The sequence below is a fragment of the Litoribacter ruber genome, from assembly GCF_018449405.1.
In the GTDB taxonomy this organism is placed as follows: domain Bacteria; phylum Bacteroidota; class Bacteroidia; order Cytophagales; family Cyclobacteriaceae; genus Litoribacter; species Litoribacter ruber.
On the sequence record NZ_JAHCMY010000026.1, the window covers coordinates 1 to 17,274 of the forward strand.

12 protein-coding genes and 1 tRNA gene are annotated in these 17,274 nt (G+C 42.3%); 4 read left to right on the forward strand and 9 right to left on the reverse strand.

Annotated features, from left to right (window positions below; genetic code table 11):
- Positions 1-545: 545 nt before the first annotated feature.
- From KI659_RS18145 to KI659_RS18160, 4 genes are all read right to left on the reverse strand, one after another.
- Positions 546-1,817 (reverse strand): adenylosuccinate synthase, encoded by a 1,272-nt coding sequence (locus KI659_RS18145; RefSeq protein WP_213946808.1) that lies wholly within the window; start codon positions 1,815-1,817, stop codon positions 546-548.
- A 189-nt stretch (positions 1,818-2,006) separates the two neighbouring features.
- Positions 2,007-2,354: an STAS domain-containing protein gene (locus KI659_RS18150; RefSeq protein ID WP_213946809.1), complete on the reverse strand. Its 348-nt coding sequence runs from the start codon at positions 2,352-2,354 to the stop codon at positions 2,007-2,009.
- Entirely contained in the window at positions 2,344-2,817 is a 474-nt protein-coding gene (locus tag KI659_RS18155) for a Fur family transcriptional regulator (protein WP_213946810.1), read from the reverse strand. The genes KI659_RS18150 and KI659_RS18155 overlap by 11 nt, the downstream gene beginning before the upstream one ends.
- 58 nt (positions 2,818-2,875) lie before the next feature.
- Positions 2,876-5,098 carry a RelA/SpoT family protein gene (locus KI659_RS18160; RefSeq protein ID WP_213946811.1) on the reverse strand — a complete coding sequence of 741 codons (2,223 nt, stop codon included), beginning with the start codon at positions 5,096-5,098 and terminating at the stop codon, positions 2,876-2,878.
- Positions 5,099-5,314: 216 nt separating this feature from the next.
- Here KI659_RS18160 and KI659_RS18165 point away from each other — a divergent pair.
- From KI659_RS18165 to clpX, 4 genes are all read left to right on the forward strand, one after another.
- Positions 5,315-5,396, forward strand: a tRNA-Leu gene (locus tag KI659_RS18165).
- Positions 5,397-5,487: 91 nt separating this feature from the next.
- Positions 5,488-6,813, forward strand: coding sequence for a trigger factor (gene tig, locus KI659_RS18170; RefSeq protein ID WP_213946812.1), 1,326 nt, complete (start codon positions 5,488-5,490; stop codon positions 6,811-6,813).
- 77 nt (positions 6,814-6,890) lie between these two features.
- Positions 6,891-7,562, forward strand: a complete 672-nt coding sequence (locus KI659_RS18175) for an ATP-dependent Clp protease proteolytic subunit (RefSeq protein ID WP_262897981.1) — start codon at positions 6,891-6,893, stop codon at positions 7,560-7,562.
- A gap of 3 nt (positions 7,563-7,565) precedes the next feature.
- On the forward strand, positions 7,566-8,792 hold the full coding sequence (gene clpX / locus KI659_RS18180) for an ATP-dependent Clp protease ATP-binding subunit ClpX (RefSeq protein WP_213946813.1): 1,227 nt from the start codon (positions 7,566-7,568) through the stop codon (positions 8,790-8,792).
- 50 nt (positions 8,793-8,842) lie between these two features.
- On the opposite strand, the gene KI659_RS18185 is transcribed toward clpX, so the two are convergent.
- The 5 genes from KI659_RS18185 to KI659_RS18205 form a co-directional block, all read right to left on the reverse strand.
- Complete coding sequence (locus KI659_RS18185) at positions 8,843-9,088, reverse strand: hypothetical protein (protein ID WP_213946814.1); 246 nt, start codon at positions 9,086-9,088, stop codon at positions 8,843-8,845.
- A 4-nt stretch (positions 9,089-9,092) separates the two neighbouring features.
- Positions 9,093-11,582 (reverse strand): colicin receptor, encoded by a 2,490-nt coding sequence (locus tag KI659_RS18190; RefSeq protein WP_213946815.1) that lies wholly within the window; start codon positions 11,580-11,582, stop codon positions 9,093-9,095.
- Positions 11,583-11,876: 294 nt separating this feature from the next.
- Entirely contained in the window at positions 11,877-14,567 is a 2,691-nt protein-coding gene (locus tag KI659_RS18195; RefSeq protein WP_213946816.1) for a TonB-dependent receptor plug domain-containing protein, read from the reverse strand.
- A gap of 78 nt (positions 14,568-14,645) precedes the next feature.
- The gene (locus tag KI659_RS18200; protein WP_213946817.1) at positions 14,646-16,196 is read right to left on the reverse strand and encodes a hypothetical protein; all 1,551 of its coding nucleotides are present in this window, start codon (positions 16,194-16,196) and stop codon (positions 14,646-14,648) included.
- A gap of 6 nt (positions 16,197-16,202) precedes the next feature.
- The coding region (locus KI659_RS18205; protein ID WP_213946818.1) for a DUF4249 domain-containing protein at positions 16,203-17,274 on the reverse strand (1,072 nt) is incomplete at its 5' end.

Here is a 17,274-nt window from a genome sequence, read left to right on the forward strand (position 1 = left end):
TTTGTCGTATTTTGTCTTACAGTACTTCAAAGAACTTTCAAGCAGGCTTTCCTGCTTATAGCGGCTGTTTTTCAAACCCGTGTCTTAATTTTTTTCCCGATCGCTTTCGAACGGGTTGCAAAGGTAATTCCTTTTTTTAAAACCGCAAAATTTCCAGGGAAAAAATTTGTAATATTTTTATCCGTGTTTTGCAGTATTTCAATTTTTCATCCGGAGAACTTTCTCTTCCGACACCCCTCTTTCCGATTGGGTTTGCAAAGGTGAGAAGAAAAATTTTATTTTCAAAACCAATCTCAAATAAAATTTTATTTCTTTTTGAGTGGACAATCAAAGATAAATCTTATCTATTCTTCTTATTTCAGCTCTCATTCCCCTCGTTTGGGAATGCAAAGGTGCACAACCTTTATGGATTTGGCAACAGTTTGCAGAGAATAAAGTTACGGGTTTTCTTAAACTACCTGAAGATCACCTTTAAAAAGTTTATCGCCGCTCAAAAAGTTTCCAAAGAGACAAAAAAAAGAACCGGCCGAAGGCCGGTTCTGGGGTCATTTCATAATCGTTTGGGTCCTATCAGGGCCCACGGAAACCATTTTAATCGGCACATTTAATTCTTTTTCCAAAAACGAAACATACTCCTTTAGCTCCTGAGGCATATCCTCATACTTATTTACCTCTGCCAATGAGCAGTTCCAGCCTTTTAGGGTTTGATAAACCGGCTGGGCGTCTATTTCTGAAATCTCGAATGACAACTTGTCGATCTTTGAGCCATCTGGCAACTCATAATGAGTACATACTTTAATATTTTCGAAAATATTAAGCACGTCAGCCTTCATCATAAACAATTGCGTAACGCCATTGATCATGATACTGTACTTGAGAGCAGGCAGGTCAATCCAGCCACATCGGCGGGGACGACCAGTGGTGGAACCAAACTCATTCCCCTCTTTTCTCATCCTTTCACCATCCTCATCAAACAATTCCGTAGGGAACGGTCCGCTACCAACCCTTGTGCAGTACGCCTTAAATATACCGAAGACCTCCCCAATAACCGAAGGCGCTACACCAAGACCAGTACAAGCCCCTGCAGTCATCGTGCTGCTGCTGGTCACAAAGGGATAACTTCCAAAATCAATATCCAACAAAGAGCCTTGAGCTCCTTCTGCCAAAACCCTTTGCCCATTTGACAACTCCTCGTTTACCTCATATTCACTATCGATAAGGTTTAAGCCTCTGAAAAACTCAACCGCATCGAAAAACGCTTTTTCTAACTCAGGCAGATCTTTGAGGTCGTACTCATAGAATCCTAGGACAGATTTATGCTTGTTGACAAGCTCAGTGTATTTTTTATCAAAGTCAGGGCTTAAGATATCCCCTACCCTCAAGGCGACTCTTCCGATTTTATCTTGATAAGTTGGGCCGATCCCCTTTAACGTAGAGCCAATTTTATTCTCCCCTCTGGATTTTTCATAAGCTGCATCCAGCAATTTGTGGGTAGGAATAATAATGGTGGCTTTCTTAGAGATGAAGAGGTTTTGATTGACGGACATGTTGAATTTGCCAAGGCCTTCAATCTCTCTTTTAAGCACCACAGGATCCAGCACCACCCCGTTACCGATAATATTCTTCAGGTTTTCTCTAAAAATACCACTCGGGATTTGATGCAGCACGTGTTTGATACCGTCAAACTCCAATGTATGGCCCGCATTTGGACCTCCCTGAAATCTGGCAACCACATTGTACTTTGGAGCAAGGTAGTCTACCACTTTCCCTTTTCCTTCATCACCCCATTGTAGACCTAAAAGAACGTCCATTTTCATATTTTATATAATTATCTTGAAGTAGATTATTTTCTTTTGAGGCGTGAAGTTTGCGATTCATTGAAAATATTACAAGGAAAAACGGGTATTTATTATTTTCAAAATGCCCTGAAGGCCTATTGCCCCAAAATTGAAAAAGCCCTGCTTCATATGAAACAAGGCTTCTATAGAATACTAAAATCCCATATTTCAAGCTCCAATTTTCTCCTTGGCCTCCTCTACGGAATCAAAAACATTGAAAATATTATTCAGCTTGGTGATGATCAAAAGCTTCTTTACATGTTCTGACGGTGAAGTGAGATAAACTTCGCCGTCGGCATTTCTCATCTTGGTAAGCATGGTAATCAGCACCCCTATTCCACTGGAACTGATATACCTCACATCCTTTAGATCGATTATACAAACTTTAATCTTGTCATTTACTGCGTCCGAAACTACCTCTACCAACCTGGGACCAATTTCATCCCCTATTAAATCGCCTTTAATTTTCAAAATCAATAAGCCATCCTCTTTGATGGCGTCATAGCTAACTTTCATATGCAGGTCTGTTTTCGCAGTTTTCCTTGTTACAATTTCCGTAAAGTATTAATGAATGGTGGATGATATTAAAATTAAGAACCTCTCCTACCGTATTTTGAATATTCTGAATGCGCGGGTCGCAGAATTCCATCACTTGGTGGCATTCCGTACAGATCAAGTGATCGTGTTGCTTGTACCCATAGGACTTTTCATATTGAGCCAAGTTTTTGCCAAACTGATGTTTGGTCACCAAGTCGCACTCCACCAGAAGGTCCAACGTATTATATACAGTGGCCCTACTGACGCGGTAGTTCTTGTTTTTCATGCTGATGTAAAGGGACTCCACATCAAAATGGCCTCCCCTACCATAGATTTCCTCCAAAATCGCATAGCGTTCGGGAGTCTTCCTTAGCTTTTTGTTCTCTAGATAGGCTGTAAAGATTTTTTTCACCTCCTCAAAGAGGGTTTCGTTCAGGGCCATTCGTTATTTAGATTGTTATTTCTACAAATATACATGAGAAAACCAGAAAAGATTCCATCTAATCAAAGCGAGTAACCTTGATTACGCCATTTACCTTCATGAGGTTTCTAATAAGGTTGTCGAGATGCTGAGTACTGTGAACATATAACTTAATAGAACCTTCAAAAATCCCACTGTCAGAATCCACGGTGATGGACCTCATGTTGACCTTCAATTCATTTGAAATAACCTTGGTGACGTCATTGATCAAACCTACCCTATCGGTACCCACTATTTTAAGGCCGGCGAGAAATGCAATTTCCTGCTGACTCGTCCACCTGGCCTTTATCACCCGATTTCCGTGGTTGGACAGAAGCTCGAGGGCATTTGGACAGGAGGTACGGTGGATCTTGATGCCCTCATTGACTGTGACAAAACCGAAAACATCATCTCCAGGGATGGGATTACAGCATTTTGCCAAAATGTAATCCACCACATCCATATCCTCCCCTATCAATAACTGGTCGTGGCTTGGGCCTTTGAGGTTTTTGATCTCCTTGACAAAAGAAGGCTCATCGACGATTTTATGCGCACTCTCTGATTTGCTCTTCTCCTTCTTATTGTCTTTAAACTCCTTGAAGCTTTTGATCGAAGTTGGATCAATTATCCCTTTCCCTACCTTATAATAAAACTCATTAGGCGTTTTGGTTTCAAAAAAAGCTCTCAGTTGTTCTACTGCCACAGAGGAGAAATCCATCTTCATCTGCTTTAGCTTTCTTTGGACGATCTCCTTACCGTCCAAAATGACCGACTTTTTATCCTCCCGAAGGGCATCTTTGATTTTGGCCTTAGCCCGGGAAGTCACCACCGACTTTAGCCAATCCTCATTCGGTTTCTGTTTGTTGGAGGTCAAAATCTCCACCTGATCACCATTTTTCAAGGGATGGCTTATGCTTACCAGTTTTTGGTTCACCTTGGCGCCTATGCATTTTGCCCCTACCTCAGTATGGATGTCGAATGCGAAGTCTAAAGCAGTAGCCCCAAACGGCAACACTTTTAGGTCACCCTTAGGGGTAAATACGAATACCTCGTCATGAAACAGGTTGCTGCGAAAATCATCCATGAACTCAATTGCAGAACCGTCATTGGTCTCCATCAGAGCCCTCACCTGGGTGATCCATTCATCGAGTCCCCTGCTTGCTTTACCAGGAGAGTCCTTTTCCTTGTATTTCCAGTGGGCAGCATATCCCCTTTCGGCGATATCGTCCATTCTCTGGGTTCGGATCTGCACCTCTACCCACTGCCCTGTGTTACTCATCACGGTGGTATGCAGGGATTCGTAGCCGTTGGCCCTCGGGGTACTGATCCAGTCCCTCAATCGGTCGGGATTGGGCCTGTAAAAATCTGTCACTATGGAGTAAACCTGCCAGCAATCCGCTTTTTCATTTTCATAGGGAGTATCTATAATTATTCTGATAGCAAACAGATCATATACCTCCTCAAAGGGAATGTTCTGTTTTTTCATTTTATTATAGATAGAATAGATAGACTTGGGCCTTCCTTTTATATTATAATTAAAATTCAGGGAAGTCAATTCTTTTTCTATCGGAGCGATGAAGTTTTTAATAAACCGATTTCTGGATAGCCTTGTCTCACTTATTTTCTGGGAGATGAAATCGTAGGTTTCTGTATCGGTATACTTCAAGTAAAGATCCTCCAGCTCCGATTTTATGGCATATAGACCCAGTCTATGCGCCAAAGGGGCATAGAGATACATGGTTTCGGAGGCAATTTTGAGCTGCTTGTGCCTTGGCATGCTCTCCAGAGTACGCATGTTATTAAGTCTATCGGCAAGTTTGATCAAGATCACCCTTACATCATCCGAAAGAGTAAGCAGCATCTTTCGGAAATTCTCCGCCTGCTGGGAGCTACCATACTCAAATACCCCGGAAATTTTGGTCAACCCATCAATGATCTGGGTTACTTTGGGACCAAACTCCCTTTGGATGTCCTCCAGCTCCCACTCGGTATCCTCTACTACATCGTGGAGCAGGGCCGCCACGATACTGGTGGTGCCAAGTCCGATTTCTTCCACACAGACCAGAGCAACTTCCAAAGGATGGTAAATATAAGGTTCCCCGGATTTGCGTCGCATTTCCTTGTGGGCCTCACTGGATACATTAAAAGCTTTCTTGATAATTTTGGCATCTCCTGGCTTTAATACCGGCTTAGCCATCCGTAATAACTTCCTATATCTTTTTAGAATTTCTTTCCTTTCTAACTCTAGATCTACTTTAATCATATAATCGAAGTTATAACAAAACTTTTTTTATTGATAGGGGTGATTTGCATATTTTTAAACCTTGTAAACAAGAAGCTCATTTTCAAACAAATAGTAAACCAACACAAATTGGAGCCGGTATGTTGGGTGATTTTTTTTCAAATTTTTATCGGATTTTATTCCTCTAACTATTGCCAGAAAGAATTTCTTTATTACCTTTGCACTCACATTAGAGACGCGGATGTGGCGAAATTGGTAGACGCACTAGACTTAGGATCTAGCGCCGCGAGGCATGGGGGTTCGAGTCCCTTCATCCGCACTTACAGACCCTCGATCACGGTCCTGACACAACTCAGGATCGAGGTTGAGGGTTTTTAGTTCATTCATAGAAACTTATAATCAATACTACCTTGGAAATCAAATTAGATAAGCATTCTGCAAATGAAGCTTCCATTAAAATTAATTTAATTGAAGCAGATTATCAACCAAAAGTTGATGCAAAACTGAAGGACTATGCCAAGAAGGCCAATATCAAGGGCTTCCGTCCAGGTAAGGCTCCCATTTCTATGGTGAAAAACCTTTACGGCACTTCTGTGCTGGTAGATGAGATCAACGATATCCTTTCTTCTTCGCTGAATGAATATATCAAGGAACAGCCTTTCCGTATTTTGGGCGAGCCGCTTCCGGTAGTGGAAAGTGCTGCAAACATTGATTGGAAGAACCAGAAGGAATTTGAATTCGAATATAAAATAGGTTTCGTTGAAGATGTAGACATCAAGCTTGACGAATCTCTTGAAGCTACCGCTTACTCTATTGAAGTGGACGACAAGGTGATGAACGAAGCGATCGAAAACCTTAAGAAGCAGTATGGCAAGATGACCAACCCTGAGGTAAGCGAAGAAAACGACTTCCTTTACGGGGACTTAAAATCTGCTGACGGTTCTTTTGAGAAGACTCTATCCCTTCCCCTATCTAAAATGGACGGTAGATCAGTAAAGAAATTCATCGGTGTTGAAAAAGGCGCGGTGATTGAATTTGATCCTTCTAAAGCTATCAAAACTGATCTTGCTGAAGTACTTGACATGTCAGAAGAAGAGGCTGCCGAAATTTCAGGTACTTACACCTTCACAGTTCAAAACATCAACAGAACTGAGGAAGCTCAATTGGATCAAGAATTCTTTGACAAAGTATTTGGACCAAATGAAGTAAGCACTGAAGAGGAGTTCAAAAACAAGGTGAAGGAAATCATGTCTGAAAACTATGACAGAGAAACCAAAACCTTCACTGAAGAGCAAATCAAGGATAAATTAGTAGATACGGCTAACATTGAATTGCCAGAAACCTTCTTGAAAGAGTGGTTGGGCAAGGCCAATGAGAATGTAAGCGAGGAAGATATCGCCAAGGAATACCCTATGTACGCTAAGCAATTGGTTTGGTCATTGATCTCCAACAAGATCGCCAAAGACAATGAGATCAAAGCTGAGCACGAAGAGGTAATCGAGAAAACTAAAGAAATGATCCGTGAGCAATTGGCTTCTTCTGGCTTAGGTGCCCAAATGGAAGACAACATGGACATGTTCGTTGATAACTATCTTAAAGGCAACGAAGGTCAGAACTACATGCAGATGCTGACCTCAGTACAAAACGAGAAAGTTTTGGGCTTTGTAAGAGAGAAGATCAAGATGAAAGAAGAAAAAATTAGCCTTGATCAATTCAAGGAGCTTTTGGCAAACTAATTGTCAATATATTCGTTAATAAAAAGTCCTTTTTTAAGGGCTTTTTTTATTTTTGTATAGACTTAAAACTACAACGCATGATTAACAAAGACGAATTCAGAAAATACGCCATTCATAACCAGGGAGTGAGCGGTACAGCTTTTGACCAATATACCAGCCATATCGAGAACATGACGAGGTCGGTAATTGAGGAAAGACCTACGAATTTCCGCGAAATTGATGTTTTTTCAAGGTTGATCATGGATAGAATTATTTTCTTGGGCACCCAAGTAGATGACCATATTGCCAATATCATCACCGCTCAATTGCTATTTTTGGAGTCTGTAGATGCCAAGAAAGATATCCTTCTCTACATCAATAGCCCGGGTGGTTCCGTGTATGCCGGATTAGGTATTTATGACACCATGCAATATATTGCTCCTGAAGTGGGAACTATTTGCACCGGTTTAGCTGCTTCTATGGGAGCGGTATTGTTGGCAGGAGGTGCTGCAGGCAAGCGTTCTGCATTGCCTCACTCTCGAGTGATGATCCACCAGCCACTCGGCGGTGCCCAGGGGCAGGCCTCCGATATTGAAATCACAGCTCGCCAGATCTTGATCCTTAAGCAGGAGCTATATGAAATCCTTGCCCTTCATTCTGGTAAAGATATCGAAGAGATCGAAAAGCACAGTGACAGAGATTATTGGATGAGAGCCCCTGAAGCCCAGGAATACGGCCTTATCGACGAAGTATTAGTTAGAAAGAAATAAACCATGGCTCAAGTTACATGCTCCTTTTGTGGGAGGAATAAAAAGGATGTGGACCTAATGGTCTCAGGGATTTCAGCGCATATCTGTAATCACTGTATCGAACAGGCTAACCAAATTCTTGGTGAAGAGGAAAAAACCAAAAAGTACGACTCGAAATTCAAGTTTAAGCTTAAAAAACCAAAGGAGCTTACCGAGTACCTTAACAATTATGTGATCGGCCAGCAGGACGCCAAAAAAGTGCTTTCTGTAGCCGTTTACAATCATTACAAGAGATTGGACCAAAAAATCAATACTGATGATGAAATCAAGATTGAGAAATCCAATATCATAATGGTGGGTGATACAGGTACGGGTAAAACCTATTTGGCCAAAACCTTGGCTAAGGTTTTAGAGGTGCCTTTCTGTATAGCAGATGCTACTGTACTTACTGAAGCTGGTTATGTGGGCGAAGATGTGGAAAGCATTTTGACCAGATTGCTACAAGCGGCTGACTACAACGTAGAAGCGGCAGAAAGAGGGATTGTGTACATTGATGAGATCGATAAGATTTCAAGAAAATCAGACAATCCATCCATCACCAGAGATGTGAGTGGAGAAGGCGTACAGCAGGCCTTATTGAAGCTGTTGGAAGGTACCGTAGTAAATGTGCCGCCACAAGGAGGACGTAAGCATCCAGACCAAAAGATGATAGCGGTAAATACCGAAAACATCCTCTTCATCTGTGGTGGTGCTTTTGACGGTATTGCCAGACATATTGCCAACAGACTCAACACTCAGCCACTTGGATTCTCCAAGAAAACCGAATTCAACCAGCTGGATAGAGACAACCTGCTGCAGTATGTGACAGCGCCTGATTTGAAATCCTTTGGCCTTATACCGGAATTGATCGGCAGATTGCCAGTGCTTACCCACTTGGATCCATTGGACAAGGCCGCCTTGAAAAGCATCCTGACCGAACCTAAAAACGCCTTGACCAAGCAATACGAAAAACTGCTTGAAATGGAGAATGTCAAGGTTACATTTGAGGAAAGTGGTATCGACTATATAGTGGAGAAAGCAATGGAATACAACCTCGGCGCCCGTGGACTTCGCTCCATTTGCGAAGCCATCATTACAGATGCCATGTACGAATTGCCATCTGACAAGACAGTTAAAGAGCTGGTTATTGACGAAAAATACGCCATGCAGCAATTTGACAAGTCTAAGTTTAAGAAGTTGCAGGTGGCTTAAATTTATAAATTAATAAAAACAGCCTTAGAGAGATCTAAGGCTGTTTTTTTTTAGTCAATTATTTTTTCAGCGTATGATAATCTTCCATACTTATCGATTCCCTGCACGACCACTCTGAAGCTATTGGAAACATCATTGTTGAAGAAGTCGATTTCCGCTTCATTTCCGGACCAAGCCACAAAGGGATTCCAATAAAGAGTATTCCTGAAGTCCGGTTTGGGTGATTTTTCCTCGTCATATTTAGGCACATAGAATTCCCGTGCAGTTGAATAACCTGAATATTTGATATGGAGCACCCCTTCAGAATTGATAAAATCCCCCTCCACCTTTGGTATAGACAGCTATTATTCCATTATCGGTTATAGACCCAAACCTGGCATTGCTCTGTCCGGCCAAAAACACTTCTACAGTCAAAACATCTGTAGGATTAATCGCACTGAATTCCTCAAAATCCACTTCTTGATTATTAACAAAAAGCAGAGGGGGAGGAGGATTCCCCTTGGTAAGAGGAACAAATACACCTTGGATTTTAAAAGTTAATTGGGGAGGTATGACTATGTTCCCCATTTCATCTTTAACCGGTATCACTGATACACCCGGCAACCTTCCTTGAATGAACTGGGCTATAGTGTAGTTTTCATGGGCATCATGATAATCAGCCGCCCTAAGTATATGGTCTCCTTTACCGTAGATTCTTGTGATCCCATCATCTTCGTCTACAACTTGGTTGCCCCTTACCACAAACTCCTCCATTAAAATCTCATCCCCTCCCGTGATATTCAGTTCAACCTTGCGCTTTTCCTGGGCTGTTTCCAAAAACTCCCTCAATGAGGGATTGATGATGTGGCTCCTGAAAAGAGGTTCAAATTCTTCCCATTTTCCTTCTTTGGACAAAGGCGGATCGATGGATATTTCAAGCATTTTCTTTTGCCTCCCGTCCTCTGCGGACAAAACCAGGGTAGTGGTGTCCCGGAAATCAAGGGCATCAATGATGAACCTGCCGTTTTCGGAAAACTCCGCCACGATAAACTCCTCTTCCAGGCCTTTTTTAAATACATTAAGAGTACCTCCTTCCAGGCCCTTTCTCGATTTAAATTTTGGCTTTACCTCACCCATTATATTGATTCCCTGTTCAATATGTAACTGGTTCCTATATTCATCTCCAAAAACCTTTTGCCAGTCAAACCTTCTCCAGCCATTGGTCAGCATGATCAGGTCTACTGCAGCGGGATCCAGCTTCCCGTCCACAAAAAGGTCGCGGTCGGAAACCCTTCCTTTCAACTCAGCGGAAAACTTCAGATAGGTAATGATATTGGAAGCACTGTGATCAATGGGACCGGAAGCATCCGTGATGCTGACACTGTAATTCCCCCCTTCAAAAATCTCCGTATCCATCTTCAGCTTCAGAGAGTTTTTGCCTTTTGCCTTCACATTTACGGTTTCGCTTTCAATCCTGATTGCAGGAGAATCCTCAAAAGCCACAAAAACAAGCCTCTCGGCCAAGGGCTGCCCGCCGCTATTGAAAAAAGTCACTTGGTTGATTCCCGGAGCAAGCTGGCCTTTATTCACTCTGGCCCCAGCCACACCCTCTGAAAGGTTAAGTTTTTGCATATGGCCAATCCTTCCTCTTGCATGCACCACCAAAAGGCCCTCCTTGTAGGCATCAAAAAAAGCATATTCCTTTGCCTGAATCAACAGGTTGAGAATCTCGGGGTTTCTGGCATCCACGATAAGGTTCACCCCTTTGGCCTGGATAGCAGGGAACTCCACTGGGTATTCCTCTCCTTGTTCAGTCAGCAGGTAGGCTTTATAATCCGGGCTTTCCGGAGTGAAGGTCAAAAATCCAAGACCGTTTGCATTGGTCTCAAAATCCTCCTTAAATCCTTCGGGGCCTCTGAGCTCCCCTTTGACCTCCGCAGGTGTGCCGTCCGGATACACCGCACGGAAAGCCACCTTATTGGCAAAGCCTTCTATGATCTCTCCCCCCTCCGGCATAAACTGCAGGTCAATCACACTCTCGGGAAAAGGCAGCCGGAACTGCCTGGTGATTTGAAAGTTTTCGTTTTCCTCAAACATCAACTTCAGGAAAACGGAAGTGTGCAGATCAGTCTCACTGAGGAAGAGTTCAAGCCCTACGGTCCCTTCGGCGTCCAGCGTCAGGTCTCCCTCACCCAAAATAAGCTTAGTGGTAAACAGCTGGTATGTCAGTTTTTTATTCCTCAACGGGCGGAGATCCTTGTCGACCGCCCTGATGTTGCCCACATATTTTACATCCCCCTCCTCTTCGCCTAAACCAAACTCAAAGGTTACCTGTGGCTGAAAGTTCATGTTCAGAGGTTCCAGCACCTCTATCTCTTTGGAAAAAACCTGCTCCTCACCAAAGCCTCTCATCCAGGTAGAGTAAGCTTTGAGATGATAAAGCCCTTCTGGAAAAAAATACGGAAGTTTAAAGTCCCCGTAGCCGTGCCCCTCCTCGATTTTTATGGTCTTTTGCTCAATCAGCTTCCCGCTGTTGTCCAGCATGTCCACATAGACCGTCTTGCTCAAAGGAGAGGGAATATCGGGACTTCCCGCGGTGAGATAAACACTGAACCAGACATCTTCTCCGGCCGCGTAATGGCTTTTGTCCAGATGAAGAAACACCTTTTCTTCGGGAATTTCTTCTACATAGAGGGTTAAGAGAGAAATGATTCTTTCGGAAAGCTCCTCGAGACTGTCTTTGGGTTTGTGGGCGGCGAAAATCATAAAACAAATCGCTACAAGGAAAACACTTACTTTCTTTTTACGCATAAAAAACTCTAAAAATCAAACTGGGATGTACTAATAAATTAATACGTCTAATTAAACTAAATGTTTATTAATTTACAATACTTTCTTGGGTAAACAATTAAAAAAAGCTCCAGAATTTACCCTGGAGCTTTTAAATCAAAATATTAAACCTAAATAAATATGATTTTCAGAATTATGAGAATAGGATAAACTATTGACCCTTATCTTTCCGCGAAGGAGCCTTTGGGTAACTTTGTGTAAACTTTGTGGCCTTAGTGGCCCATTTGCTTCAGCGTAGTACTTTCACCCCGTATTTCAATCAATCACCTTCTCCGCATAGGACAGCCTTCCAAATTGATCGATTCCCTGCACGACCACCTTAAACTTATCTGAAATATCATTGTTGTAGAAAGCTATTTCTGCTTCATTTCCATTCCAGCTTACAAGCGGATTCCAGTATAGGGTAGTACGGAAATCTGGCTTGGAGGAATTTTCCTCATCGTATTTTGGCATATAAAACTCCCTTGCAGTGGAATACCCCGGGTACTTGGTGTGAAGCACACCTTCTTCTGGACTATAGGCATTTCCGCCTTGTTTGGTATATACTGCAATTACACCCCCAGCACCTGCAGAGCCGAAGATCGCATTGGATGCACCGTCAGTAAATGCCTCAATGGTATCCACATCCCGAGGATTAATCGTATTGATTACATCGATATCAACCTGAACATTGTCAAGTAAAAAAATCGGCTGAAGGGTACTTAAAGATCCTTGACCTCTAATAGTCACCACAGGACTCATAATATCCGGCTTAATTCTAACTCCAGGAAGACGACCCATCATCATTTCAAAAATCGTCCCGTAGCTTTCGACCCCAGGAATATCAGCAGTCTTCAAGATTTTATCCCCTTGACCATACATTCTGGTAATGCCATCCTTTTCGTCGGCAATCTGTCTTGTCTGCACTACAAACTCATCCAAGTCCATAATGTCCATATCGTCAAATGCAAAGTTGGCTTTTCTCTGTTTATCTGCAGACTCCAAATAGTCTTTAAATGTAGGATTGATGATGTGGCTTTTCAATAAGGGCTGAAAGCCTTCCCAGTTCTCATATTTGGATACCGGTGGATCGACGGTGATATCCAAGGCTTTTTTATGCTTGCCATCCTCAGCAGTCAATACCAGGGTAGTCGTATCTTGGAAATCCAGCGCATCAATGATAAACTGACCAGTCTCACTAAAATCGGCCATCAAAAACTCCTCTTCCTCACCCCTACTAAAAATATTCATTGTACCACCGGCAAGAGCTCTTTTGGATTTAGGCTTGATGGTGCCAATTACATTTATTCCTTCCTCGATGTAGCCATCATTCTTCAAACGCTGCTCAAAAACCGCCTCCCATTCAAACCTTCTCCATCCATGGGTCAATAGAATTAGGTCAATTGCATTGGCGTCCAAACGGCCATCTTGATAGATATCCTTATCTGAAATGTTTCCTTTCAGTTCAGAAGCAAACTTCAAATAGGTTAATATATTACTTCCACCTCCAAGTTGAGGGTTAGAGGCATCTGTGATACTCACACTGTATTTTCCACCTTCAAAAACATCGGCATTCATTTTCAGCTTTACAGAATTCTCTCCTCTGCCCTTAAAGTCCATTTTGGAACCTTCAATTTCAATCTCAGGCACGTTTTCGAAATCGACGAAAACTAACCTTTCTGCCAGTGGCACCCCCTCTGGACTCAAAACACTTACTTGGTTGATGCCACTTGGCAATTGGTTTTTCGGCACCCTTGCCCCAGTCACACCTGCACGCAAATCCAGTTTTTGCATGTAGCCGATTCTTCCTCTGGCATGTACCACGAGCAAGCCCTCCATCTGGGGATCAATATCACCATAATTACTGGCTTGGATAAGCAAACTCAACAGTTGCGGGTTTCTGGAATCCACTGTAAGATTAATGCCTTTGTTTTTTATTTCAGGCATGGAAACCTTAACCTTTTTCCCGTCATCTTTAATGATGGCTGAAGACATGCCTTTACCCGGCTGGGGATTTAGGCTTACTTTTCCTAATCCGTTTACATTCGTAGCAAAAGGAATATTTTCCTCACCTATGGTAATCTCACCGTTAACTTCTGCTGGCGTTCCGTCGGGATAAGCCGCTCTAAATGCTACCACATTTGGTAACCCTGCAATCAGTTCCCCTCCTTCCGGTAAAAACTGCATATCTACAACCTCCAAGGGATACCCCAAGCGCACCTGTCTTTCAATCTTGAACTCCTCGTTCTCGACCTTAGTTAGCTTCAAAAAGGTAGGGCTTTTTACATCCTCCAAGCCCAGCTGAAACTCTAACATGGCCTTACCACCCTCACCTAATTCTATTTCTCCGGTTTTCAACACACCGTTTCTATTTAATACTTCATAGGAAAGGTTGCCTGAAAGTGGCTTGAGCCTGGAGTTTACTGCTGAGATATCTGCCTTATAATTGACTTTTTCATTCTCAGTTTCTAAAGAAATATCAGCATGGGGCTGAAAATCCATATTCAAAGGGTCAAGGACGTCTATGGCCTTGGCAAAAATCTGCCCTTCACCAAAACCTTTGCTCCAAGTGGAGTAGGCCTTGATATGATACACTCCTTCAGCTAAAAAAGGATCAAGTTTGAAATCCCCAAACCCATGACCTTCTTGCATCTTCACCGTTTTTTGGCTGATCAGTTTTCCTTTATTATCCAAAAGGTCCACATACACTACCTTGCTCAAAGGTGATAGCACATCAGGACTACCTGCCGTAAGGTACACACTAAACCAGAGGTCTTCTCCGGCAGCATAATAATCCTTATCCATGTGCAGAAAAACCTTTTCTTCTGGGGTTTCCTCTACGTAATTGCGTAAAAGTGAAATGATGCGTTCTGTAAGTTCTTCCAAATTGCCATTGCTAGGCCTAGAGAAGGAAGCAAGCGTAAGCACAAAAAGTCCTGCTATCGCTAAAGAGATAGGTTTTCTCATAAATAAGCTGTTAAATTCACGGTAATTTAACTAATTAATTAAATTTTAAAAATATCTGAGGGAAAATTAACTATTTATTTATTTCACCTCAAAATAATCAATAGCTTTTACCCATTTGCCTGTATCGTCCAAAGAATAATATTCTGCAGAAAACAACCCCTCTAATTCAGATGTATAGAAACTGACGGCTTCTATAGTTTTATTCTCTGTTTGAGTAATATTCCAGTGTAACAGCGACCTGAAGTCTGGGCTTCTGTTCCGCTTGTTTGAATGCTCTGGAAAATTCCATGAAAGACTGGGCTGCGGACTCGGATAATCCAAAATCATTACTTCTGATCCAATGGGGAAATTTGCAAAATCATTGTTGAAAGAGTACAAATTGATAATGCCGTACAATTGCAAACTCCCCAGCTTATAATAGCGGTTGCTAACTTCAATTCTTCTTATGTCCTTTGGGTCAAACTTGCTGATGGCATCAATATCAAAAATCGGCACTCCATCTAAAATCACGAGAGGGTTTTCTTTGGTGATACTCCCAGGAGTCCGCATGCGGAGCTCTATTTTCCCCCTTTTATTTCTGATCAATACTTCTGGGATGTATTCCCTAAATGTCAAAGCCAAGGATTCAAATCGATTGTAGTCGTCCAAATCATAAATCGCATAGGCATCAGCAATCTTTTGAACCCTTGTCACATCGGTGGTGTCGGGTAAAAAGAAATGTTTTTTGACTTCTTTTTGCAGGGCCATCTCCTTTATCGATTCCAGACTCTTTTCGGTAATTTGCAGGCTCGGCCAATCCTCTACCTTCGGGAAATACTCCCAAAAAGGAGACACAATTTCAATTCCTGAGACTTGGGTTGACTGGAGAAGCAAGGTGTGATATTTTTTTTCCCCATCCATAAAGATATAGGCGTATCCATCATCTTTAACCTCGCCGAAATACAAGTCATTTACCTTTCCAATGCTGGACAGGAATACATGCTCCCCTTGCTGAAGTCCTTTCACTTTAACCACGTGACCGGCTAATTCCCTTTCATTTTTAAACTTGGGGTTGATGTTGGAAGAAGTGACCACTTCGACTTCAGATGGCACCGTAAGGGTTTCAATTAGACGGGAAACCTTTACAAAGTTCAACTTTCCCGAACCTTTTGGATCCAAAATCACCTTCTCCTTTTTTCCGGCCTGTAGACTCACTTTTTCTATTGATGAACCTGTTTGATTATATAAAGAATCGGGCAAAATAGCCGGAGGCATATCAGGGTTAATTACAGCTACCCATGACTGGTGAAATGATTTAAAATTATTGAAATCGGAATCGCTTGTATAAGATCTGAACAAATAATAGCCGCTTTGAATGCTTTCAGGCAATCTCAAAACAGCCTCAGCCAAACCATTTTTCAGATAAACCATTTCCTGAACTACCGGCAAGCCTTCTTTTGTAAAAAGCTCGAAATAGGCCACCCTTACATCACTGGGCTTCTGATCCCTACTGACATAAATCCCTAATTGTGTATAATCACCCGATAATAGGATATCCTCTCCCAAGAAAACCTTCAGCTCATCCTGGGCCGAAAGCTGAGACGTAGCCACTAGGAAAAGTGAAATTAAAAGTATGCAGGTTCGTTTCATAAATCATTAGTAATTATCCCAATAATCGGGTTTCTCAATAGTACCACCTCTCAATCGGCAGTCAGTACAATTGGTAAATGTATAGTTCCAACCAATAATTCTTCCTTCCCGAATTACCGGTAACCCTACCTCCACTTCAGGCCTCCCAAAATAATCCGCATATTGATGAGGTTGTAAAGTATCGGGTTCCATCACGCAATGGTTGTAATCAGAGATTCTGGCAGACCATGGCATGATGTCCACAAACTCCACAAACAACCGCTTCTTCTCCGACTTTCCTATACTGATATATCCAATTACGGGGTAGTCTTCATCACCTTCCTTTTTTAGGTTACTTCCCAAGAATGCGGGGAGAGGGCTGAAAATATCACCTAAATCCTCCGTATTCTTTCGAATGGACTCCCAAAATTCAAAGGCATCCTTGTCTATAGGCCTTTGCCACACTTCTATGCTGTACCGTGTACCCAGCTTTTCCGAATACAGCGGAATTCTCATCAATTCTACTCCAAATATTTCCCCGCTACTGGATTGTGCACTACTGCCGAGAATAATATCTCCCGTTTCGAGCCGCTGATAACAAAGGTTTATATTCTTTTCCCTTTCTACAATAGTGTTGGTAAAGGGGTCATATCTATACATTGGATTAAACCACGACCTATATTCCCATGTCTCCTCCGTTGTCCACAGAAAATAATTTTCCTCTCCACGGCTATTCAAATAAATATATACCCCATCCTCTTCGCGGGTGAAAAACATCCCTTCGATTAGCGGGGCCATGGCTGGCTGCATCCAATCTGAAATATATTGCTCATGCTCCCCAATTTGAATCCGAAGCTGATAATCTTGATCGCTAGGCAAAGTGCCCTCCATTGCATATGTTCCATCCTCCTCCAAAGCAAATTGCCAGCTTCCTGATTCTGATCCGGCAAGAAATACGGTGGCATTATTGATTGGATTAATGGACTGCTCTGAATACACGGTTACCGTCCTGCCCAATTTCAAGGTCGACTTCCCTTCCAATTCCACATATCCTTCGGCAACTAAAAACCCAAAATCCTGGGTGATTATCTCAGGTTCA